Source organism: Hoylesella enoeca JCM 12259, from assembly GCF_000613405.1.
Lineage (GTDB): Bacteria > Bacteroidota > Bacteroidia > Bacteroidales > Bacteroidaceae > Prevotella > Prevotella enoeca.
In genome coordinates this window covers 33,305-57,242 of record NZ_BAIX01000014.1, presented here as the reverse complement: position 1 = coordinate 57,242, position 23,938 = coordinate 33,305, and the positions used below count along the sequence as shown (strand labels likewise).

20 protein-coding genes and 4 pseudogenes are annotated in these 23,938 nt (G+C 45.8%); 17 read left to right on the top strand and 7 right to left on the bottom strand.

From position 1 onward, the window contains the following. The 9 genes and pseudogenes from JCM12259_RS06245 to JCM12259_RS06205 form a co-directional block, all read left to right on the top strand. A pseudogene (locus JCM12259_RS06245) lies at positions 1–670 on the top strand (relaxase/mobilization nuclease domain-containing protein); the annotation flags it as partial. Positions 671–1,046: 376 nt separating this feature from the next. Then, positions 1,047–1,517: a free L-methionine (R)-S-oxide reductase MsrC gene (gene msrC / locus JCM12259_RS06240; protein WP_025065804.1), complete on the top strand. Its 471-nt coding sequence runs from the start codon at positions 1,047–1,049 to the stop codon at positions 1,515–1,517. A 96-nt stretch (positions 1,518–1,613) separates the two neighbouring features. Beyond that, positions 1,614–2,174 carry a ribosome recycling factor gene (frr, locus tag JCM12259_RS06235; protein ID WP_025065803.1) on the top strand — a complete coding sequence of 187 codons (561 nt, stop codon included), beginning with the start codon at positions 1,614–1,616 and terminating at the stop codon, positions 2,172–2,174. A gap of 90 nt (positions 2,175–2,264) precedes the next feature. Further along, the gene (rsgA, locus tag JCM12259_RS06230) at positions 2,265–3,197 is read left to right on the top strand and encodes a ribosome small subunit-dependent GTPase A (protein WP_025065802.1); all 933 of its coding nucleotides are present in this window, start codon (positions 2,265–2,267) and stop codon (positions 3,195–3,197) included. 79 nt (positions 3,198–3,276) lie between these two features. Beyond that, entirely contained in the window at positions 3,277–5,316 is a 2,040-nt protein-coding gene (locus JCM12259_RS06225) for a TonB-dependent receptor plug domain-containing protein (protein WP_025065801.1), read from the top strand. Positions 5,317–5,491: 175 nt separating this feature from the next. Beyond that, positions 5,492–7,524: pseudogene (locus tag JCM12259_RS14185) on the top strand (glycoside hydrolase family 20 protein). A gap of 658 nt (positions 7,525–8,182) precedes the next feature. Next, positions 8,183–9,748 (top strand): acyl-CoA carboxylase subunit beta, encoded by a 1,566-nt coding sequence (locus JCM12259_RS06215; RefSeq protein ID WP_021583959.1) that lies wholly within the window; start codon positions 8,183–8,185, stop codon positions 9,746–9,748. Between the two features lie 52 nt (positions 9,749–9,800). After that, the gene (locus JCM12259_RS16920; RefSeq protein WP_021583957.1) at positions 9,801–9,959 is read left to right on the top strand and encodes a hypothetical protein; all 159 of its coding nucleotides are present in this window, start codon (positions 9,801–9,803) and stop codon (positions 9,957–9,959) included. Between the two features lie 6 nt (positions 9,960–9,965). Then, positions 9,966–10,394: a biotin/lipoyl-containing protein gene (locus JCM12259_RS06205; RefSeq protein WP_025065800.1), complete on the top strand. Its 429-nt coding sequence runs from the start codon at positions 9,966–9,968 to the stop codon at positions 10,392–10,394. Between the two features lie 213 nt (positions 10,395–10,607). Here JCM12259_RS06205 and JCM12259_RS06200 read toward each other — a convergent pair whose 3' ends face one another. After that, a complete protein-coding gene (locus JCM12259_RS06200; protein WP_025065799.1) occupies positions 10,608–11,585 on the bottom strand; it encodes an ROK family protein in 978 nt (325 codons plus the stop codon). Between the two features lie 214 nt (positions 11,586–11,799). On the opposite strand from JCM12259_RS06200, the gene JCM12259_RS06195 reads away from it, so the two are divergent. From JCM12259_RS06195 to JCM12259_RS06180, 4 genes are read left to right on the top strand one after another with little or no spacing between them, the layout of a single operon-like run. Continuing rightward, positions 11,800–12,468, top strand: coding sequence for a LysE family translocator (locus tag JCM12259_RS06195; RefSeq protein ID WP_025065798.1), 669 nt, complete (start codon positions 11,800–11,802; stop codon positions 12,466–12,468). Between the two features lie 59 nt (positions 12,469–12,527). Beyond that, entirely contained in the window at positions 12,528–13,076 is a 549-nt protein-coding gene (locus JCM12259_RS06190) for a DUF4924 family protein (protein ID WP_025065797.1), read from the top strand. A 13-nt stretch (positions 13,077–13,089) separates the two neighbouring features. Next, positions 13,090–13,971, top strand: coding sequence for a dTDP-4-dehydrorhamnose reductase (gene rfbD / locus JCM12259_RS06185; protein WP_148299586.1), 882 nt, complete (start codon positions 13,090–13,092; stop codon positions 13,969–13,971). A gap of 15 nt (positions 13,972–13,986) precedes the next feature. Then, a complete protein-coding gene (locus tag JCM12259_RS06180; RefSeq protein WP_025065795.1) occupies positions 13,987–15,552 on the top strand; it encodes a peptide chain release factor 3 in 1,566 nt (521 codons plus the stop codon). Positions 15,553–15,820: 268 nt separating this feature from the next. On the opposite strand, the gene JCM12259_RS06175 is transcribed toward JCM12259_RS06180, so the two are convergent. The 3 genes from JCM12259_RS06175 to JCM12259_RS06165 all read right to left on the bottom strand — a co-directional run bounded on the left by JCM12259_RS06175 (position 15,821) and on the right by JCM12259_RS06165 (position 17,827). Beyond that, complete coding sequence (locus tag JCM12259_RS06175) at positions 15,821–16,429, bottom strand: UpxY family transcription antiterminator (protein ID WP_025065794.1); 609 nt, start codon at positions 16,427–16,429, stop codon at positions 15,821–15,823. Positions 16,430–16,549: 120 nt separating this feature from the next. Next, the gene (locus JCM12259_RS06170) at positions 16,550–17,113 is read right to left on the bottom strand and encodes an anthranilate synthase component II (protein ID WP_025065793.1); all 564 of its coding nucleotides are present in this window, start codon (positions 17,111–17,113) and stop codon (positions 16,550–16,552) included. Beyond that, the gene (locus JCM12259_RS06165; RefSeq protein WP_025065792.1) at positions 17,114–17,827 is read right to left on the bottom strand and encodes a phosphoribosylanthranilate isomerase; all 714 of its coding nucleotides are present in this window, start codon (positions 17,825–17,827) and stop codon (positions 17,114–17,116) included. Positions 17,828–18,074: 247 nt separating this feature from the next. Between JCM12259_RS06165 and JCM12259_RS17530 the strand changes: the two genes are divergently transcribed. Next, on the top strand, positions 18,075–18,200 hold the full coding sequence (locus JCM12259_RS17530; RefSeq protein WP_257720271.1) for a hypothetical protein: 126 nt from the start codon (positions 18,075–18,077) through the stop codon (positions 18,198–18,200). Positions 18,201–18,213: 13 nt separating this feature from the next. Next, on the top strand, positions 18,214–18,900 hold the full coding sequence (gene rpe / locus JCM12259_RS06155; RefSeq protein WP_025065791.1) for a ribulose-phosphate 3-epimerase: 687 nt from the start codon (positions 18,214–18,216) through the stop codon (positions 18,898–18,900). On the opposite strand, the gene JCM12259_RS06150 is transcribed toward rpe, so the two are convergent. The 3 genes from JCM12259_RS06150 to nspC form a co-directional block, all read right to left on the bottom strand. Further along, complete coding sequence (locus JCM12259_RS06150; RefSeq protein ID WP_025065790.1) at positions 18,876–19,472, bottom strand: RNA polymerase sigma factor; 597 nt, start codon at positions 19,470–19,472, stop codon at positions 18,876–18,878. The genes rpe and JCM12259_RS06150 overlap by 25 nt on opposite strands. Before the next feature lie 582 nt (positions 19,473–20,054). Then, entirely contained in the window at positions 20,055–20,867 is an 813-nt protein-coding gene (locus JCM12259_RS14180; RefSeq protein WP_036888642.1) for a hypothetical protein, read from the bottom strand. A gap of 112 nt (positions 20,868–20,979) precedes the next feature. After that, on the bottom strand, positions 20,980–22,149 hold the full coding sequence (nspC, locus tag JCM12259_RS06140) for a carboxynorspermidine decarboxylase (protein WP_025065789.1): 1,170 nt from the start codon (positions 22,147–22,149) through the stop codon (positions 20,980–20,982). A 116-nt stretch (positions 22,150–22,265) separates the two neighbouring features. On the opposite strand from nspC, the pseudogene JCM12259_RS14175 reads away from it, so the two are divergent. Both JCM12259_RS14175 and JCM12259_RS14170 read left to right on the top strand, forming a co-directional pair. Then, positions 22,266–22,873 (top strand): annotated as a pseudogene (locus JCM12259_RS14175) (thiamine phosphate synthase). A 41-nt stretch (positions 22,874–22,914) separates the two neighbouring features. After that, positions 22,915–23,852, top strand: a pseudogene (locus JCM12259_RS14170) (ribose-phosphate pyrophosphokinase). Positions 23,853–23,938: the final 86 nt, after the last annotated feature.

The following is a 23,938-nucleotide window of genomic DNA, read 5'->3' as shown; positions in this document are numbered from 1 at the left end:
CAAGGCAGCAAGGGTGACTGAGGAAGTAAGCAGGGAGAAAGACTTGACCATTGCAAAAGAGGTCAAGGCGGAAAGGAAACACCAAAAGGTAAAAGCCAATCCCACGAGAGAACAGACAAAGCAACAAGTACAGAATATCTGCTACACCTTGCTTGACAAGTACAAAGGTACAAGCATCACCGGGCATTCCATGTTCCTTTACGAGTTGAACAAGAACGGCATTACCATAGAGCGTATGAAGAACAAGCAGGGCAAGGTCTATGGTTTGAAGTTCTCATACGGAGAACATACATTCAAGGCATCCGAAATCGGCAGAGAGTTCGGCTACCGTTCTTTGCAAAAGAATTTTGAACCAACTAACAAGGAAGAGTCAAGGAAACCACATCAAACAGTACAAGAGCCAACAGACAAGAACAAATATCCCGATACAGGTTATCAACTCATACCTCCAAGCCGCTCCTCAATTTCACGAGACAATGACACACCACAAGTGCAGAATCCCATTGGTGCGGTGGCAGACACCATCGTTAGCGCAGCCGATGAAGTTGTGGAAGAGTTAGGCGATTTGATTACACCTACTACGCAAGGCAATGACTATGCCGAAGCTGCATGGCAGCGCAAACTCAGATACCAAGCTAACAGAAAGAAAGGACGTGGAAGAGGATTATAACCCTAATCTGAACAAAAATGCAAAAAGAAGAATATCTCATTAAAAACGCTTGCTATTCGGTAACAAAGTATTATCTTTGCAAACGGAATAACAAGCGTTCTTTGTTAGGCAGAAAACAGCGAAGCCGAGTAGTTCGCTCGTTTCTAAATCGTTACCTGTTTAGTTATACTAACAATGTAACTTCTTTATTTTCAATTAGATACATTTTAATAATTATCTTGCACGACGTTTAACGGTTAGTTGGCCGACAACTAACCGTTAATCGCAGGGCAATTTATTTTTTATGTTTCATCCATTGATCAAAAGCCCTGTGTTGACCGCTAATTTTTCATGATGAGAATTGCACAATAGTTGGATTTATATTACCTTTGCAGGCATGGAGACAAAGGAAGAGCGATATAGAATGTTGTACTCGCAGATCAGCGAACTGATTGCCGGCGAACACAATGAAATGAGTGTCTTGGCCAATGTCGCGGCTGCTATGCACGATGCTTTTGCCGATTGCTATTTTTGGGTAGGCTTCTATTTGGTGCGCGACGGGGAGTTGCAGCTCGGTCCGTTTCAAGGTCCGGTGGCCTGTTATCGTATCAAACGCGGGCGCGGTGTGTGCGGAACGGCTTGGGATAAGGCGCAGACTCTTGTGGTCTCCGATGTGGAACAATTTCCGGGACACATCGCTTGCAGTAGCCAATCGAGGTCAGAGATCGTGGTTCCGATATTCGACAAACGGGGCGAAGTGTATGGCGTGATCGACATCGATAGCACGGAAGTGGGCACATTCGATGCTGTCGATCGGCAGTATTTGGAGGAGTTGGCCCGCCTTGTGGCCGAGTCTCTGGCTCGTTGACATCGATCGTGATCTTTAAAAACTTGGAGAAAGTGTTGGCTAATTGCTAATTAATCTCTAAATTTGTGCATCATTGTAACTAACATAGACTTAAATATGATTGACGTTAAAGCAACACTGAAAGACGCAGAGGAGCGTATGGAGATGGCTGCGATATATTTGGAGGAGCAGCTCTCACGTATTCGGGCCGGTCGGGCCAATGTAGCGATTCTTGATGGAGTGCGTGTTAACTCTTACGGATCGATGGTTCCGCTGAACCAAGTGGCCAATATCTCTACGCCGGATGCTCGTACTATCGCCATCAGACCATGGGATAAGAAAGCCATCAAAGACATCGAAAAGGCTATTATGGATAGCGATGTGGGGATCACTCCTGAAAACAACGGTGAGATTGTGCGTTTGGGCATACCCCAACCCACGGAGGAGCGCCGCCGCGAATTAGCTAAGCAATGTAATAAGATCGGCGAGAAGAGCAAGGTGGAAGTGCGCAATGTGCGTTCGGAAATCAAAGAGAAGTTCAAGAAAGCCATTAAAGACGGTTTGTCGGAAGATAACGAGAAAGATGCCGAAGCTGATTTGCAAAAGATTCATGACAAGTTGATCAAGAAGATAGATGACTTGTTGGAGATGAAGAATAAGGAGATTATGACCGTATAGAAGTGAAAAAGTGAAAGGGAGGAAAGGTGAAAAGACAGTTTGTATGAACCTTTTCACCTTTCTCCTTTTTTCCCTTTCCCCCTTTAACCCATGCGTGGACTTGTTATTAAAAACACCGGAAGCTGGTACACGGTGCGTACGGACGACGGACAAATCGTGGAGAGTAAGATCAAGGGTAACTTTCGGTTGAAAGGTATTCGCAGTACAAATCCCGTTGCCGTGGGCGACTATGTCGAACTGATTCGTAATCAGGAGGGCACAGCCTTTATCTCTTCCATCGAAGAACGGCGCAATTATATCATCCGAAAGGCCTCTAATCTGTCGAAGCAAAGCCATATTTTAGCGGCCAATATAGATCAAGTCTTCCTCTTGGTGACGGTGAATTATCCGCAGACCAACAGTGTTTTTATCGATCGTTTTTTAGCTTCGGCGGAGGCTTATCGTATTCCTGTGTGCCTGATATTCAACAAAACAGATATTCTTTCGGCCGAAGAGCAACATTATCAAGATATGATGATGACGCTCTACGACACCGTCGGTTATGCTTGTCATGCGATTTCGGCAACTTCGGGAATGGGAATTGAAGGTTTGAAGACATTGCTCCGAGATAAGGTTACGCTGTTGAGCGGCAATAGTGGGGTAGGGAAGTCCACCCTGATCAATACGCTCATACCAGACGTACATCTGCGAACGGCCGAAATCAGCGATGCTCATAACACCGGGATTCATACCACAACGTTTAGTGAAATGCTTGCAGTGCCCGGCGGGGGATATGTTATCGATACGCCCGGAATCAAAGGGTTCGGCACTTTTGATATTGAGCCCGCAGAATTGACAAGTTATTTCAAGGAGATATTTCACTTCTCCAAAGAATGTCGCTTCAGCAATTGCACGCATACGCATGAACCTGGTTGTGCCGTGCGTAAGGCCGTTGAAGATCATTATATAGCCCAAAGTCGCTATCAATCTTATCTCAATATGCTTGCGGATAAGGACGAAAATAAATATCGCGAGGCCTATTGAGTCATGCGGAAAAGACCAAGATGTATCTTCTCTTTCTTTCCTTTTTACTACCTTTGCACTCGTTTTAATAAAACGAGTAATGAAAAAAAACAGTTTTAACAAGCGCTCGATTATCCGATTCAAGCACTTCTCTCGCAAGGGCTATGCGCTCTTCAACTGTTTGGGAAGAGAAGTTGTTGTGGGTACGCTGAGCATTGCGACCTTGACTTATGCCAAGGCTGACAGTGCAGCAGTGAGATCCATGATGGCTGCCGACTCTCTAAACAGACAAGAGTTGAAGCTCGATGAGGTGGTGGTGACTGGTTCGCGAGCGCCGCTGACTGCCTTGCAGTCGGCCAAAGTGGTGGCTGTCATTACGCGCGAAGATATTCATCGTGCGGCGGCAGCGAGTATCAACGATGTAATGAAATTAGCCACGGGCGTGGATGTCCGTCAACGCGGTGGCTTTGGAGTACAGACGGACATTTCGATCAATGGCGGAACGCACGATCAGGTAACAATTCTTCTGAACGGCGTCAATATCAGTAATCCGCAAACGGGTCACAATGCAGCCGACTTTCCTGTTTCCTTAGAAGATATCGAGCGTATTGAAGTGCTCGAAGGTGCATCGGCCCGTATCTTCGGTTCGTCTGCTTTCAGTGGAGCAATTAATATTGTGACACGTAGCAAGATCGATGGCGACAGGCTCAGAGGTAGCGGTGAAGGTGGTTCTTTCGGTACATTCGGCGGCAGTGTAGGTTATGAAATGGGGTATTTGAATGTGGGACATCTTTTAGCAAGTGGCGGTTACACGCGGTCTGACGGTGGAACGCCGCACAGCGATTTTGAAAAGGGACATTTCTATACCAACTTCCAATTAGGTAAAATCGACTTATTCAGACTCAATTTTCAGCTTGGATTGAATACGCAACGGTATGGTGCCAATACGTTTTACAGCCCGAGATTTGATAATCAGTTTGAAAAAACGGCGCATCTGATTACTTCCACATCGTTGACTCTTCACAACCTGGTCAAAGGATTAGACATTGTAGCCGGCGGCAGTTTCAATCGGTTTAAAGACCATTTCCAGCTGATTCGTGGGAGAGAAGGGGCTGCCAACGGTGAGAATTATCATCGCTTAAATGTTTATGGAGGTATGCTCAATGCCAATATGGCGTGGACATTGGGCAAGACAGCTATCGGAATCGATTACAGTCATGAACAATTGTTGAGCACGGCTTATGGTGAAGAGCTTGCACCCGACGATTATCGCCATATCAGCGGAAGTGATCGTCAATACACACGCAAGGGTCGACGCGACAACACCAATCTCTTTTTAGAGCACAATGTGGTGCTGGATCGTTGGACTTTCTCGGCCGGACTCTTAGCCAATCGCCATACGGGGCTTGATCATCGATTCCGTTTTTCTCCCGGTATTGACATTGCTTATCGTCCCGATGATCATTGGAAGATTTTTGCTTCATGGAATCAAGCGATGCGCATACCCACTTACACCGATCTCTATACGGACAATAAGGCGCAGAAAGGTGATAAGAATCTGAAGCCCGAGCGTAATTCAACATTTAAACTCGGTGCGCGTTATCGCACTACCGGACTTGAAACGACAGTCAACTCCTTTTATAGTCGAGGACAAAATATGATCGACTGGGTGTTTGAAAATGCTACTGCCACGCGCTATCATGCGTTGAATATCGGAAAACTCGATAATATGGGAGCTTCCATCGATGCTTCCGTCTATGTGACTGAAATATCTTCGCATTCGTTTCTCACGCGTATCAAAGCCGGATATGCTTATATTCATCAGACGCATGAAACTTCACAACCGATCTTCAAGTCGCTTTATGCGTTGGAATATTTGCGTCATAAGGTCACGTTGACAGTGGATCATCGCATTTGGTCACATCTGTCAGCGAATTGGGCATTGCGTTGGCAACAGCGGATGAATGGTTATCATCCTTACACGAAGATCGATTGCAAGGTGCAATGGGATGTTCCGACCTACAATCTCTATATCAGAGCCGATAACCTCACGGCTCACAGATATTATGATATTGGCGGAGTTAAGCAACCGGGATTATGGTTGATGGTAGGCGGCGCAATCAAGTTAGAACTCAATTAACGGTTAATCAGCGTGCAACTAAGCGTTAAATGGCGTGCAACTAAGTGTTAGTTGTCGGGCGATAAACGCTTAGTTGCGAATTATAGGCGTAGGAAACGTTTTGATCTCTGAATTTATTTGTAATTTTGTGAACTGATAACTAAGACGATTCACAATATTAATAATTCATCAATTTATGAAGAAGAGATTGCTCGTTTTTCTTTGTGTCTGCTTCGGAATCGTGTTTGCGGTGCAGGGACAGAATGTCATTCCGCAACCCAATCAATTGATGTGGGACGACGGCGAATTTGTTTTCGATGTCCATACAGCACTCTATACCAATCTCAAAGGCCGCGACAGAAAATTCATCCGTGCGTATGCGGCGGCTTCATTGCCTGTCAAGCGAGTGAAAACCAAGTCCACAGAGACGCGCAATACGGTGCAATTGCTGTTGACCGACACTGCTCCCATGATGGAAGCAGAGGGTTATCGGCTCACGGTTAGACCTGAGTCGATAATTGTGCGGGCTGCTTCTGCTGCGGGATTGTTCTATGGTTTGCAGACGCTGCGCCAACTCTGCGACAGCGGGCACATCCGAAGTGTTTCGATCACAGATTCGCCTCGTTTTGCTTATCGCGGTGTGATGCTCGATTGTTCGCGTCACTTTTGGTCCAAAGACTTCATCTTGAAACAGATCGATGCACTGGCTTACTTCAAGCTCAATCGCTTACATTTGCATCTGACGGATGCCGGCGGCTGGCGAATGGAGAGTAAGAAATATCCCCGACTGACGTCCGAAGGTGCTTATCGGACACAGAGCGACTGGCAGAAATGGTGGAATGAAAACGATCGTCGCTATTGTCACAAAGGCGATTCGGGCGCTTACGGAGGTTTCTATACGCAACGCGAATTGCGCGAAATCGTGCGGTATGCTGCACAAAGACACATCACCGTGATTCCTGAAATCGAAATGCCGGGCCACAGCAATGAGGTCAACCATGCCTATCCTGCACTTTCTTGCACCGGTGAAGCACTCTCGGATCTCTGCGTGGGCAATGAGAAGACGTTCCGATTTTTGGAAAATGTGCTCACGGAAGTGATGAAGATATTTCCCTCGGAGTATATACACATCGGCGGCGACGAGGCTTCGCGTGAGGCTTGGCAGAGTTGCCCGAAGTGCCAAAAAAGGATGCACGACGAACAACTCGCCACCACTGCCGAACTCCAAAGTTATCTCACGGCTCGCATCGAACGGTTTCTCAATGCGCACGGACGCAAATTGTTGGGTTGGGATGAGATTCTCGAAGGGAGGATCGCACCCCATGCAGCTGTGATGTCATGGCGAGGCGAACAGGAGGAATTGATGCTTCTCATGCCGGACACCATGTGATTATGTCTCCCGGAGGCACTTGTTATTTCGACAAAGCGCAAGATGTGCCGTGGACACAACCCAAGTCATTTGGTGGTTATCTGCCTTTGGAGAAGGTGTATGGTTATGATCCCGTGCCCGATAAGTTCAAAGGCACTCAAGTGGAGCGGTTTGTCAATGGTTTGCAGGGCAATCTCTGGACCGAATATGTGACCACTGAAAATCATGTAGAATATATGCTCTATCCCCGTCTGTTGGCCATTGCCGAACGAGGATGGACTCGCCGCCCGGCTCCCTATGCCGATTTTCATCGTCGGGCGCTTGCTGTGGTAGCCTGGATGCAGCAAAATGGGTATCATCCTTTTGATTTGAGTAAGGAGATCGGGCGTCGTTCCGAATCTCGACAACCCATTAATCATTTGGCCCGCGGTAAGAAAGTGATCTATTATGCACCTTATGAGGAGAAATATAAAGCTGCCGGCGAAGGCTCGCTGACAGATGGATTGCGCGGGAATTGGGATTTCGGCGATGGTGTTTGGCAGGGTTTCATCGGCGAGAGACGCTTGGATGCTGTTGTAGATATGGGTACTCTGACAACCATTCATCGTGTTTCGGCCGATTTCTTGCAGTCCATTGGTCCCGATATTTTTGCTCCCGCCGATGTCATTATCTCTGTTTCGGACGACGGAAAACATTTTACACCTATATATAATAGGCACACCAACCGAGACAAACAGCGTGAGTTTTTCATCGCTAATCATCGATGGACCGGTGATGTCACTGCGCGTTACATCCGCTTCCAAGCCCAAGCCGATCGACAAGGAGGCTGGATATTTACCGATGAGATCATAGTGGAATGATGTTGATACCTCTTCCGAGCATGAAAATAGATATTAGTGTTAAAATAAAAACAGACCATCCGATACATCATAATAGGATGGAGAAATGGATATTTTACCATAGCCGATGTGTTGGAAGTTAACCAATTAGCTATCCGGTTAATTTCCGACTAATCAGAAATTAACCGATCAGCCAGTCAGTTAATTTCTGACACCCATTTTGATCAGAAAAATAAAATTTGATCTATTTCGACCTCTATTTTGATTAGAAAATAGAGAAAAGATTAGTTTCTGTCATCTTTTTTGATGTGATCTTGACGTATTATAGGTGTTCGTAAAGTTAGGATTAGTGAAATCTTGATATTTATGTGTTCGTCGAGCGCATATTATATAAATCAGTCGGATGCACTTAGGAGAATCTTTCTGCCCTTTTGTTGCTATTGAATTTACGGTATGAAGATGTTTGGGCGTCATTCTGCCAGATAATCAAGGAGTGGAAATTGATGGCATGGAGTATTGAATTAGATTGTCTTGGTCGCAAGAGTTATTGATTTTCGTTAGCTCCGACTTCTATTCATTTGATACACCGGTATGGGTGTTATTTTCTGTTTTTTTTCCATATTACGATGATTCTTCGTATCTTTGCGCATATTTTGTGACAAAGAACAATAATTAATTTATGAGTAAGCAAACAGAGAAAATCAAAGAACTTGTCGCCAAACGCGAGCAAGCTCGTCTCGGTGGTGGCGAGAAAGCCATCCAAAAACAACACGAACGGGGCAAATATACTGCTCGTGAACGTATTGATATGCTTGTCGATAAAGGAAGTTTTGAAGAATATGATATGTTTAAACTCCACCGTTGTCATAACTTCGGAATGGAGAAGAAGCAGTATCTCGGCGACGGAGTCGTGGCCGGCTCTGCTACGATAGACGGCCGGTTGGTCTATGTTTACGCCCAAGACTTTACGGTAAACGGCGGTTCTCTGTCAGAAACGATGTCTCAGAAGATCTGCAAAATTATGGATATGGCGATGACGATGGGAGCTCCTGTGATCTGTATGAACGATTCGGGCGGTGCCCGTATACAGGAAGGCATCTGCGCATTGGCCGGTTATGGCGAGATATTCGAGCGTAATATCCTGGCTTCGGGCGTTGTTCCGCAGATCTCGGCTATACTCGGTCCGTGTGCAGGCGGTGCCGTTTACTCTCCTGCTCTCACCGACTTTACGCTGATGATGGAGAATACCAGCTATATGTTTCTTACCGGTCCAAAAGTCGTTAAAACAGTTACAGGCGAAGACATCGACTCGGAACATTTGGGAGGAGCATCTGTTCACTCCACGAAGAGTGGTGTAACACACTTCACGGCGAAAAGTGAAGAAGACGCAATGCAACAAATCAAGACATTGTTGAGCTATATTCCGTCGAACAATACAGAAGAGGCACCGCGCATCGAATGCAAAGACCCGATCGATCGGATGGAAGACAGCCTTAACGAACTGTTACCCGACGATCCGAACAAGGCTTATGATATGTACAAAGTGATTTCCGCAATCACGGATAACGGTGAGTTCTTCGAGGTTCAACCGAAATTTGCAAAGAATATCATCACCGGTTTTGCTCGTTTCAATGGTCAGAGCGTAGGTATTGTGGCTAATCAGCCAGCCAGTTATGCAGGCGTTCTCGATGTGAATGCGTCACGCAAAGGCGCCCGCTTCGTTCGTTTCTGCGACGCTTTCAATATCCCCATCGTCAGTTTAGTCGATGTTCCGGGCTTCCTTCCAGGTACAGGACAGGAGTATAACGCCGTAATTTTGCACGGTGCTCAGCTGCTCTACGCTTATGGCGAAGCCACAGTGCCCAAGATAACCATCAATATCCGCAAGAGTTATGGCGGTAGTCACATTGTGATGGGATGTAAACAGCTTCGCTCTGACCTTAATTTCGCTTGGCCGACAGCCGAAATTGCCGTGATGGGAGCATCCGGTGCCGTAGCCGTTCTCTGTGCGAAAGAGGCCAAACAGAAAAAAGATGCCGGCGAAGATGTAGCTACTTTCCTGGCCGAAAAAGAAGAGGAATACACCGAAATGTTTGCCAATCCTTATCAGGCAGCTCAATATGGCTATATCGACGATGTGATAGAACCGCGCAATACACGCTTCCGCATCTGTCGAGGTCTGGCACAACTGGCAACGAAACGGCAGAATCTTCCAGCTAAAAAGCACGGATGCATGCCAATGTAATTCATAATTCACAACTCATAATGCATAATTCATAATTCGGAATACATATATTATGTTGAAGAAAGACAAGCATATTTATGCGGCAATAGCATTGGCTCTGCACGAGTTCAGGGGCAATAACGTGCACGACAAAGAGCCGGGCATCATTACGATAGCGCCCCGTGCGACAATGTGGAATGCCAAATTCATTTCAATGACAGCTAAACCCTAAGAGCAAATGAAGGAATATAAATATACAATTGATGGCAAAGAATACAAGGTTGCCATAGGTGACATCGAGGAAAATGTTGCTAATGTAACAGTCAATGGTGAGGAATTCAAGGTTGAAATGGAGCCGGAACCCGAACAGGAAAAGAAAAAAGTAGTTGTCCAAGCAACTGCCCAACCGGCTGCTTCGGAAGAGAATACAGCGTCGGCAGCACCTGTCAATACGGCTAATGCAGTGAAAGCACCGCTGCCGGGCGTAATTACTGAAATCAAAGTTGCCGTTGGCGATGAAGTGGCTGTGGGCGATACGGTCGTTGTTCTTGAAGCAATGAAAATGGCTAACAATATCGAAGCCGAGAAAGCGGGTAAGGTTACGGCTGTCTGTGTGAAGCAAGGCGAGAGCGTGATGGAGGATACTCCGCTTGTGGTTATCGAATAATTACGAGCGCATAAGCTCAGTCAGATCAGTGCATGCACGAGTTAGAGTCAGTGCATGCACTCTTTTTGTTTAGTGCATGCACTGTTTTCATTTAGTGCATGCACTAATTTTTATTTGCTCATTCACTGATTTTTCAAGCGATATAGAATGCATCAAGCCGAATAACATGCGTTATTCGGCTTGACAGTTTATTGGGTGTTGTTTCGGAGATCTCTATAAATCCCATCCCACGGCAGATGCGCCGAGCACGGCAGTAGAGCTTCCATCGAGACTACTCAACAAGAATTTGGCTTTGCCCTTGAAGATTTTCAAGACATGTTTATTGTAACTATCCTCGAAAGGTTTCATCAGGAGATCACCTGCTTTAGATAGTCCGCCAAAGAAAATGAAAGCTTCAGGAGAAGAGAATGCTGCGAAATCGGCACATGCTTCGCCCAAAATCTCGCCGGTGAAGTCATATACCCGAAGTGCCAGTTTGTCTCCTTGGTTGGCTGCCATGAACACATCGAGTGAGGTGATGTCCGCTGCTTTCATTTCGCGCAATAGTGAAGGCTCGCTCGACTTGGTGAGAAACTCGCGAGCCGTGCGTGCTACACCCGTTGCCGAACAATAGGTTTCGAGACATCCTTTGCGTCCACAGCCACAGGTACGGCCGTTTTCGCGACGGATGATCGTGTGTCCGAGCTCGCCTGCAAAACCGTCACTGCCATAGACAAGCTGTCCATTGACGACGATTCCAGATCCTACGCCCGTGCCCAGCGTGATCATAATAAAGTTTTTCATGCCGCGAGCCACACCGTAAGTCATCTCTCCCACGGCCGCTGCATTGGCATCATTGGTCAGCGCAACGGGGATGCCCAGCTTCTCGGAAAACATATCGGCCAAAGGCACTACACCGTCGTGGCCCCACGACAGATTGGGAGCGAATTCGATGGTGCCGCTGTAATAGTTGCCGTTGGGTGCACCGATGCCCATGGCTTTGATTGTGTCAATGCCGCCCACTTGGTTGATGATCAGTTGAAGCGCCTCGTTCGAAGCATTCACATAGTCTTCCACTTTGTCATAACCCTGTGTCTTGATGGATGTAGTGGCCTTGATTTCGCCGCGGCTATCGACGATTCCGAACACCGAATTGGTGCCGCCTAAATCCAAACCGATTACATACGGTTTAATCTCTTGTTGCGTGTTCATGTTCCTTTATATTTTTTTAGTTATCGTTTAATGGTCGTTTGCTTTGTATTCAACGGTCTTTCGCGTTACGTTTAGCATGCTTTTGCATGCCGATTAAGCGTTAAACGCAGCGCAAATCATTTGTAGCGCAAAGATAAGAAAAAACTCTTAGCAGGCAAACTTTTAATTAGAAAATTTGTCCAATCCGCATAATTTTTGCAATTTTGCATCCATTATGTCATTTCCATTTCATATAGACATTCTGAGCCTGATATTCAAGGGGATTTTGATCGGTATTATTGCGTCTGCACCGATGGGTCCGGTGGGCATTCTATGTGTGCAGCGAACGCTTAACAAGGGGCGTTGGTATGGTTTCGTGACAGGTATCGGTGCCGCTGTGAGTGACATGATTTACGCGCTAATCACGGGTTTGGGAATGAGTTTTGTGATGGATCTTATCAAGAATCCGCATAACAGTTTCGTTCTTCAAATCACTGCCAGCATCATTCTTTTGATCTTCGGCGTGTATTGTTTCAGAGCGAATCCAACGAAAAATATGCACATCAGCGGCAGCAAGAAAGGCACATTGATTCACAACGGCGTGACTGCTTTTCTGGTGACTTTCTCCAATCCGCTGATCATCTTTATGTTTATGGCGCTGTTTGCGCAGTTCACTTTTGTCATTCCCGACCACAAATTCGAGATGAGCATAGGCTTCACGGGGATTGTCTTCGGCGCATTGCTGTGGTGGTTTGGGCTGACTTGGCTGGTGGATAAGGTCAGAGGCAAATTTGATAATGATGGAATCCTGTTGATCAACAAGATCATCGGGGCTGTGGTGATTGTCTTTTCGCTGGTGGTTCTTGTGGGGACGATCTTCAATATTTACACGTTTCATTACTGAATCCGCTGTTAGGAGTAGATTCACAAAGTATTGATCGGATAACGAAAGCATTTCACAACATGTATATCGCACAACAACTGAGACAAAAAAGCATTGCCGAATATCTGCTCTATATGTGGCAGGTGGAGGATTTGATACGTGCTTATGGCTGTTCGTTGGCCCGAATCCGTCGCGAATATATCGACCGATTCGATTACACGGAGGCGCAAAAAGACGAGATGGCAGATTGGTATGGTAATCTGGTTAGGATGATGAACCAAGAGGGATGTCGTGAAAACGGGCATCTGCAAATCAACAACATCCTGCTGCAAGATCTCGTGGAATTGCATGTCCAACTCTTACAAAGCAGCAAATTCCCGTTTTATAACGCTGAATATTACAAAGTTTTGCCGTTTATTGTGGAGTTGAGAAACCGTGGAGAAAAGGATATCAACGAGATCGAAACATGCTTCAACGCACTCTATGGTGTGATGATGCTGCGCCTGCAAGGCAAAGAAATCTCGCCCGACACCAATCACGCCGTGAGCGAAATCACGACTTTTATCGGTATGTTGGCCGACTATTATCACAAGGATAAGACAGAAGGGCTCGTCTTCGAAGACGAATAAACGGGCTGACTATATAAATCAAGGAGTAAAAACAAGAATTATGAATATATTGATTACAGGTTGCAACGGCCAGTTGGGCAATGAAATGCAACTGCTGGAAAGAGAGAATCCGCAACACAAGTGGTTTAACACGGATGTCGACGAACTCGACATCACCAATCAAGCGGCTATCGAGAGTTATGTCGCCAACCATGACATCAACGGTATTGTCAACTGTGCCGCTTATACGGCAGTGGACAAAGCCGAATCGAATAAGCAACTTTGCACGGCGCTCAACACCGAAGCACCGGCTTATTTAGCGATGGCCATGGAGAAGCGAAGCGGCTGGTTGATTCAGATTTCGACCGATTACGTGTTTGATGGAACCAAACATACGCCTTATACAGAGACCGACACGCCTTGCCCCGACAGTGTGTATGGCAGCACAAAGTTGGCCGGCGAGCTGGCCGTTCAGAAACTCTGTCGCCGCACAATGATTATCCGCACGGCATGGTTGTATAGCACCTTTGGTAATAATTTTGTCAAGACGATGATCCGTTTGGGACAAGAAAAAGATCGATTGGGCGTGATTTTCGATCAAATCGGTACGCCGACATATGCGCACGACTTAGCTGTTGCGATCTTGACAGCCATAGAGCAGGGTGTGGAGTCGGGTGTTTATCACTTCTCCAATGAAGGAGTCATCAGTTGGTATGACTTCACCAAGGCCATCCATCGCATTGCCGGAATCACCAATTGTGATGTTTCCCCTTTGCACACGAGTGAATATCCCACACCGGCGAAGCGTCCGGCCTATTCGGTCTTGGATAAAACCAAAATCAAGGAAACGTTTCATCTCACGATTCCTTATTGGGAAGAGTCACTCGAAAAGTGCATCAAGCAATTACAAAAATAAGCTGAACAGCCACGAATGAACGAAATAGAAAGAAGACGAACCTTTGCGATTATCTCGCATCCGGATGCCGGTAAGACCACACTGACGGAAAAATTTCTGCTCTTTGGAGGACAGATCCAAGTGGCTGGAGCCGTCAAAAGCAATAAGATTCGCAAAACGGCAACATCCGACTGGATGGAAATCGAAAAGCAGCGCGGTATCTCTGTGTCTACATCTGTGATGGAGTTTGATTACGAGGGGTATAAAGTCAATATCCTCGACACGCCCGGTCACCAGGATTTTGCAGAAGACACGTATCGCACTTTGACTGCTGTTGACTCGGCAATTATCGTTGTCGACAGTGCGAAAGGTGTTGAGACACAAACCCGCAAACTGATGGACGTGTGTCGGACACGCAATACGCCGGTCATCATTTTTATCAATAAAATGGATCGCGAGGGGCGAAATCCATTCGATTTGTTGGATGAACTCGAAGCCGAGTTGCATATCAAAGTGCGCCCGTTGTCGTGGCCCATCGACCAAGGAATTAAATTCAAGGGTGTGTATAACATCTATGAAAACAAGCTCGATCTGTTTAAACCGGATAAACAACGTGTCACCGAAAAGGTGGAAGTGGCTATCGAAAGCAAGGAGTTGGATCAACACATTGGGGGAAAAGAGGCTGCTCAGTTGCGCGAAGATTTAGAATTGGTGGCCGGAGTTTATCCTTCGTTCGATATCGAAACTTATCGCGCAGGCGAAGTTGCCCCCGTTTTTTTCGGAAGTGCATTGAATAATTTCGGTGTCCAAGAGCTGCTCAATTGTTTCGTAGAGATTGCTCCCCCGCCCGGAGCCACTCAGGCAGAAGAGCGCAAGGTGTTTCCCGACGAGCCGAAGTTCACGGGTTTTATCTTCAAGATCACAGCCAACATCGACCCTAATCATCGTTCGTGTATCGCTTTTTGCAAAGTTTGCAGCGGGAAGTTTGTTCGCAACCAACCATATTTGCATGTCCGGCAGGGTAAGACGGTGCGTTTCAGTTCGCCCACACAGTTTATGGCGCAACGCAAAAGCACCATTGACGAGGCTTACCCCGGCGATATCGTCGGTCTTCCGGATAACGGAATCTTCAAAATCGGTGATACGTTGACCGATGGCGAACAGTTGCATTTCCGCGGATTACCGTCGTTCTCGCCCGAAATGTTCAAATACATCGAGAATGACGATCCCATGAAGACCAAGCAACTCAATAAAGGTATCGAGCAACTGATGGATGAAGGCGTGGCGCAGTTATTCGTCAACCAGTTTAACGGGCGCAAAATTATCGGCACGGTAGGCCAATTGCAGTTTGAAGTGATACAATATCGGTTGGAGAACGAGTATAATGCGAAATGTCGTTGGGAGCCTGTGCATCTCTATAAAGCCTGCTGGATCGAGGCAGATGATGATCAGGAATTAGACAACTTCAAGAAACGTAAGTATCAATACATGGCCAAAGATCGCGAAGGCCGCGATGTTTTCTTAGCCGATTCTGGCTATGTGTTAAGCATGGCACAGCAAGATTTCAAGCACATCAAGTTTCATTTCACCAGCGAATTCTAATGCCAGCTTTGGGGATAAGCACGCACGCAAAACAAGAAATATCAGTTTCATCCACGGATAATTGACTCAAATTCGTAAAAATGGGTTTTCATCCGCGGATAATTGACTCAAAATCGTAAAAAAGGGTTTTCATCCACGGATAATTGGTTCAAAATCGAAAAAATGGGTTTTCATCCGCGGATGATTGGCTCAAAATTGCAAAAACAAGGTTTCATCCCTGGATAATTGGCTCAAAATCGTAAAAACAGGATTTCAGCACCTGATGATTTCACATAGACTGACAACACCAACGGCTCACTTTGATCATCACACCTATTCCCGGCACTTCTTTCAGCAAATAATACTTTTTGCTCTGTCGCACGAGTTTGCCGCTCAAACCTTTCAAAGGTCCGTATTTCACGGTAACGGGGCTACCAATCTTCAGCTTGGCATCGTCTCCGCTAATGTATTTTCGTATTTCCAATTCAGGATTACACATCAACTGAAATTCTTTCATTTGCTTAGCGGGAATTTCATAATAATCAAGATGCTCGCGATCTTTGCGTATGATAGAGATTTTATGTGGTATTTCGTTGACAATCTTACGGATTGCTTTCTCTGAAATGACTTTTTCTATAAACGCAAGATTACGAACAACAGGTTTCAGGATCTGGCGTTTGTGATTCTCTTTATCAACAATCCATGTGTATTCCATCGGTATAAAACAAGTTATTCCTTTTGCTTCGAAGTAGTCGGCGATTTCTTTTTGCTTAGATGAAAAGATACGCACGGCATACCACGGGTTAGCCATCTCTTGATTTTTCTGCGCTTCATCAATCACATTTTCATTTGAGTTTGGCTCCATCTCTGCCTGATTTTCCGATAAATTACAGTTCATATATAACTCTATTCTTGTGCTGCAAATATAAAGAAAACGTTTGAATAAAACGAGGCGAACATCTATCTTCTTTCTCAAATCTATCTTTTTGCTCGCTGATATGTCCTTTGTTTCTGCCTATCACATAGCCAACCAATTCCGCATAATGGTGCGACCTTGTGGCGTAAGGACGCTTTCGGGGTGGAATTGAATGCCGCGGAGATCTTGATTTTTGTGTTTCAATCCCATGATTTGCCCATCATTACTGAGGGCGGTTACTTCCAGAACTTCGGGAAGGCCGGTGCGATCCACCACCCAACTGTGGTATCTTCCCATTGCGATTTGTGACGGAAGAGCTGTGAAAATCGGATCGTTTCCCAGTTGAACTCCCATCGTTGCAATGCCGTGATAGACTTCGGGAAGATTCAAAAGGCGGGCACCATACACTTCGGCAATAGCTTGATGTCCCAAGCACACACCGAGAATGGGTTTGCGACCGGCATAAGTGTTGATGACATCGAGCAGCAAACCCGCTTCTGACGGGAGTCCCGGACCAGGACTAAGAAGGATTTTATCGAATGTGGCAAGTTGTGAAAGACTGAAACAGTCATTGCGCCAAACAGTGACATCAGCACCGAGTTCTTTCACCAAATGCGCAAGATTATAGGTGAAAGAGTCGTAATTATCGATGATAACAATTTTCATCTATCTTTTGTTCTGCCTGATTTTGCTGATAAAAGCATTTAATTTGTCCACATCTTTCACCGCAGGAGCGATCTCGAAATACAGATTGAGATTAATGCCGACACATTTAGGATGGTCGAAATCAAGGACTTTATCTGTATCGTCAGGGCCAATTCCACCGCTCAAAAGAAAAGGAATCTCACCATCATAGTGTGCCAAAAGCGTGGGATCGAAATGTTTCCCCGTGTCGTCCGCAGTGTTGTTGCGCGTGTCGAAGATAAACAAATCCACAGCCCCCTCATATTCCCGACATTGGTTCAGATCACTTTCTGTTCGCACTCGAATCGTTTTGATGATCTTGATTCCGGGTCGGATGTCGGGATCAATCGTGCTGCGGAGATTATCGCAAGTGGTACGTGGCTCGTTGCCGTGGAGCTGCACGTAATCCAATTGATAATTATATACCCGCGTAATGATGTTCTGCGGCATATCATCGATAAACAAACCGACGCGCTGCAATCTCTTTCCTTGATTCCGTTTAACCGCCTCGCTGCTGCCAGAAACACTCTCCAAACGCTCCTGACTATAATCGGGAACGATGCCGGCGCCTGATGGAATCATCCGCACAAAGCGCGGACTCTTAGGATAAAAGACGAATCCCAGCAGGTCGATATCCAATGCCGATACAGCGCGAATATTCTCGGGATCACGCATTCCACATACTTTGATGATCATAGTTATATCGTAAAGATCTGTTTGAAAGAAAAAGCCTGTCGTGAGAAAACGGCAGGCCTCTTCATTGTTTTGTATAAATGTTGGACTATTCATTAAACGATTGCAAAGGTAAGGATATTTTTTCAAACACCCAATATTCTCATTCTTTTTTCCTTGAAGCAATCAAATTTTTATTCGATAGACATATAATAAACAGGTCGTTGCATCGTTAGATAAGCATTATGAATCATGAATAAAAGATTTGCCTATGACTATTTTTACTCCTGAAAAAGCTGTTCCGTCAGAAAAAACATTGAATTTCATCCGACAAGTGGCATACAGTTATCGCGTGATCAAGATCAACGGGAAAATCCAAGTGTACAGTTTGAATTAAAAGAGCAACAGCAATGAGCGTATTAGTATCTCCCTCTCTGCTCTCGGCCAACTTCTTAGAGCTGGGCCGTGAAATAGAAATGATCAACCGGAGTGAAGCCGATTGGCTACACCTTGATGTGATGGATGGCGTTTTTGTGCCCAACATCTCGTTTGGCTTCCCCGTTTTAGAAGCTGTATCCAAGGTTTGTAACAAACCGTTGGACGTGCATTTTATGATCGTTCATCCCGAGTTTTATATTCATCAAACGGCTCGAACGGGTGCCATGATGATGAGCGTGCATTACGAAACCTGCATTCATCTGCATCGCGTGATACAAGAAATCCACGCTGCCGGCATGAAGGCGGGGGTCACTTTGAATCCGTCTACGCCCGTGAGTGTGCTCGAAGACATCATCAGAGATGTCGATATGGTGATGTTGATGAGTGTAAATCCCGGTTTTGGAGGACAAAAATTCATCGAGAATACGATCCGAAAGGTGCAGCGTTTGCGCCGAATGATAACCGAATCGGGCAGCAATGCCCTGATCGAAGTTGATGGAGGCGTACAGCAAGAGACTGCTCCCCGGCTTGTGCAAGCAGGAACAGATGTCTTGGTCAGCGGCAGCTATATCTTCAAAGCGGCCGATCCGCTTGCTGCCATCCATGGTTTGAAAGCTTTGGGAAACTCCTTTGCTCAGTCCAATTGCAAAACAACATGATGTTTTTGGGCCATTCGCCGCATATTCATCACGGCATAACGCATACGTCCGAGTGCCGTATTGATGCTGACATGAGTTAGTTCTGCAATTTCTTTAAACGACATTTCCTGATAAAACCGCATGAAAACGACCTCGCGTTGTGTGGGGGGAAGCAGATCCATGATCTTCTTCACGTCGCTCATCACTTGGTCGTTTACATAGTGATTTTCTATATTCAAATCGAGAAAATTGGTCGGATTGACATTCGTCAGATCATTGTCCCGACCTTGTTCCACTGTTTTGTCCGTTCGTTTTCGCCGATACCAGTCCATCATCACATTGTGAGCGATGCGTAATATCCATGCTCCGAACTTCCCGGTAGTGGTATATTTGCCCGCATGCAACTTGGTAATGATCTTCACGAAAGTCTCTTGAAACAGATCGTTAGCCAATTCACGGTCGCGAACCACGAATAGGATATAGGAAAAAAGCCTCGACTGATTACGCTCCAACAACACGTCGAAAGCCCTATTGTTACCATTTACGTATGCCAAAGCGAGTTCCTCGTCTGTCATATCCGTTAGATTCTTCATCTCTTACATGTTATGATTGAGTAAATGTTTACCAATAGGCGTTGCGAATTTATTGTATTGAGAACATTAAAAGTTGTTGCAAAGATAGATATTTTTGTGGATTTGTGCAAATATCTGGTGAAAATTGTCTGCTAAGTTTATCTTGATGTGAAGGTAGGGTGCACGTTGCTTTTTGGGCGGTTTTCACTTCTTCCCAAAGCAAATAACGCTTTTTTCGCGCGCTGAAAAGCTGTTAGTTGGCATGCAAAATACCGTGAGTTGGGAGCTGACTAAGCGTGAGTTGAAAGCTGTTTTGATGTGATCCTTTTCCTGTTTTAGGTCGACAAAAGAGGTTGGTGCAGGAAGCTACCAACCTCGAGGGACGATTTCGAAAATCTCGAAATCACAAAATATATCGGCAAATATAGTTTTTATATTCTAAAAAAACAAATTTTCGGGTCGTAATGTCGTATTTTTAACATTGAAAGCAGCATTTTGGTCTTGACGATCAGATGATAACCCTGCGTGTCATATACACAAAACGGGCCTATCAAAAATGCTTGATAGGCCCGTGTCGGATATCTGTCTGATGAAAAGCAAGCGTCAGAATCCTTCCTCGTCACTCACATCTTCGGCTTCGAGATCGAGATCTTCGGGCTCTGTTTCGAATGTCGTGCGATAACTCTCTTCCATGAGTTTGTCTTCATCATATGAATCCTCATCCTCGTCATTATATTTTCCCTCGCGCTCGGTTTGGTCTCCATCCTCGCTTTCTATATTCGGAAGACTCGACAATGCATCATCCTTCTGGTCTTTGATACGTGTTTGCGACTCTTCCAATTCGGATTTTTCTTTGGCAAAAATAGCTTCGATCCATGTGCCTTTGGGGATCTCTAACACATCAAAACCATCTTGTTTTTTCTTTTCATACATGCCTCCGGCTTTGTGCAGACGGTCTTTCGGCAGCGTGGTCGTACAGATTTCAAATCCGTGTTCGATCACATCTTTAATGCTTTGGGGCAGAGAATCCCATCCACCACCGAAGTTCCGATCTATCACTTCCAGGAGTTTGTGAGCCGAAATATGGCGAATATTTTCATAAGTGAGATCGGTAACGCGCATGATGGGGCGTTTCTTGATGGCCCATTTCACCTTTGCACCGTCTTCGGCTTTTATTGATCCGATTTTAAATCCGCGATCTTCATACTTCTTTATGATCTCAGGCTTGTCTGCTTTCACTTCTTCAATCTCGAAAGCACTGCGCAGAATATCAATGTAATGACGCATATTGTCTTTCAGATCGGCATCTTTTTCTGCCATTTCCCATAACCGAAAGACATCGTTTTCCTGAACATTCCAGACATTACTTTTGGTGAGTGTCTTCATCGTCAATGCATTCTTGCTTTTCTTAATCATACGTTTTGGTTCTCTGTGTTATATGCCTGCAAAAATAAATACTTTACACTTATCTCACAAACTTTTTCTTTAAAAAGTGAGGTTATCAATGTCTTGCAGAATGGGTGTTGACTTAATCCATTCGCATCTTATAATCATCGTAGCTGTATTCGCGCAGGATTTCGAGTTCGCCGTCTGTGTGTACGATACCGATAGACGGATGATGGATGCCGTTGAACATGCAAGTCTTGACGGTGGTATAATGTATCATGTCTTCGAAAATAATGTTTTCGCCGATAGATAAGGGGTGATCAAATTGCCAAGACGACATAAAATCACCAGACAAACAGCTGTTCCCACCCAATCGATATATGTTTTCGCCTGGCTCATCAACGGTATCTTCTTCAATGATTTTCGCTCCACGAACTTCTGGCATATAGGGCATTTCCAGACAGTCAGGCATGTGACAAGTGAAACTCACATTCAAGATAGCCGTTCGGATACCTCTGTCTTCAACCAAATCCACCACTTGTGAAACCAGCGGACCTGTCTGCCAGGCAAATGCACTACCTGGTTCTAAGATGATTTGAAGGTTGGGATGTCGCGATCGGAAGCCTTGCAGCAAATTGATGAGCATTGAGATATCATAGTCTTTGCGTGTCATGAGATGGCCTCCGCCGAAATTGATCCATTGCAAATGAGGCAACCAACGTCCGAATTTCTCTTCAATGCGTGCCAATGTTCGGGCGAAAACGTCTGCGCCACTCTCACAATGACAATGGCAATGAAAGCCGACGATATCGTCGGGTAATGTTTCGGGTAACTTGTCTGCACTTACGCCGAATCGTGTTCCGGGTGCACAGGGATTATAGAGTGCCGTCGCCACTTCCGAATATTCAGGATTGATGCGCAGTCCTAAACTGATAGCGGGATTGATTTCTCTGACGATGGTGTGATAACGAGCCCATTGCGACAATGAATTAAATGTGAGATGGCTTGAGCAATGAGCTATTTCTGTGATGTCATGATCCGTATAAGCCGGCGAATAAGTGTGTGCCCGACCTCCGAATTCACGATATGCCAGGAGAGCTTCGTTGAGTGAACTGGCTGTCGTAGCATGAATATACTCACGAAAAATGGGGAAAGTTTTCCACAAAGCAAAGGCTTTGAATGCTAAAATAATCTCTACATCGGCCATGCGCGCTACATTTCTGATCAGTTCGAGATTATGCCGCAGTCGCGCTTCTTCTATTATATAAATAGGTTTGTCGACCTCTTTAAAAGATTCTACATCAATCTTCATATCTTGGATTTGAATATTGCCAGGAGTATTTTCGCGCAAAGTTAGTATTTTATCACAGATAAATTGCAGGATCAAATGATTTTTCCTACTTTTGCAATCGTAAACGAATCCAGATAATGAAGCTTGTCATAATGACTAAATCCACATTTTTTGTGGAAGAAGACAAAATTCTTACTGCACTCTTCGATGAGGGTATGGACAACTTACACCTTTTCAAACCCGATTCATCTCCATTGTTTTCAGAGCGCCTATTGACTCTCTTATCTGATGAAGAGTGTCGGAAAATCACTGTTCACGAGCATTACTATTTAAAGAGTGAATACCGACTTGCCGGGATACACATTGATCAAATGGACGCCGAAGCCCCGAAAGGTTATCGCGGGCACATCAGCCGCAGTTGCACCAATATTGCTCGGCTGAAAGAGATGAAGAAAAAAGCAAACTATGTGTTTCTGCAAAACATCTTCAACAGCAAGTTAATTCCCAGCCAACAATCCACGTTCACGATGAGCCAACTCGAAGAAGCAGCCTCGCGCGGCTCATAGACCGCAAAGTTTATGCGCTTGGCGGGATGGATATCGATGCCATCCGCACGGCGCGCGAACTGGGATTCGGAGGCGTAGTCATCAGCGATGATCTTTGGGATCGATTCGACATCCACAACGAAACCGATTTCAAACCACTTCTCAACGAATTCGTCCGTCTGCGCCGAGCAGTAGGATAAACCGAGACCAACAAACATCAATCACATAAACGCAAAACAAAATGAGTGAAAAAGACTCCTTTTTAGTATTCTCGGGAACCAATACGAGATACCTTGCAGAAAAGATCTGCGCCAGTTTGGGATGTCCGTTAGGCAACCTCTTGGTAACAAGATTCTCCGACGGAGAGTTTGCCGTCTGTTACGAAGAATCCATTCGCGGACGCGATGTATTCCTGGTTCAGAGTACATTCCCCAATTCCGACAACTTGATGGAATTGTTGCTGATGATCGATGCAGCCAAAAGAGCTTCGGCGCGCAACATTATCGCCGTCATCCCTTACTTCGGCTGGGCCCGACAAGACCGCAAAGACAAGCCCCGCGTAAGCATCGGTGCCAAACTTGTGGCCGATCTGCTGAGCGTGGCCGGCATCGACCGACTCATGACCATGGATCTTCACGCAGATCAAATCCAGGGATTCTTCAATGTGCCCGTAGACCACCTCTATGGGTCGGGCGTCATCCTTCCCTATCTCCAAAGCCTCCAGCTCGACGATCTTGTGATCGCATCGCCCGATGTCGGTGGCTCCAAACGCGCCAACACCTACGCCAAATACTTCGGATGTCCGCTGGTTTTGTGCAACAAACGCGCGCTCGCGCCAATGAAGTAGCAACGATGCAGATCATCGGAGATGTGAAAGACAAAAACGTGGTCATCGTAGACGACATGGTCGACACTGCCGGAACGATCACCAAAGCGGCCGATATCATGAAGCAAGCCGGTGCCAAGAGTGTGCGGGCCTGCGCTTCCCATTGCGTGATGAGCGGACCGGCTTCCGAACGCGTACAAGACTCTGCCCTCGAAGAAATGGTTTTCACCGATTCGATCCCTTATTCCCACCGTTCGGCCAAAGTCAAACAACTGTCCGTGGCCGACATGTTTGCCGAGACCATCCGTCGCGTGGTCAACAACGAGAGCATCTCTTCACAGTATTTGATTTGATCCCTTGTACCAACATTTTCATCGAACGTGTTGATCAATCAAAGACAAATGGCATGACGGCAACAAAAGCCGTCATGCCAAACGTT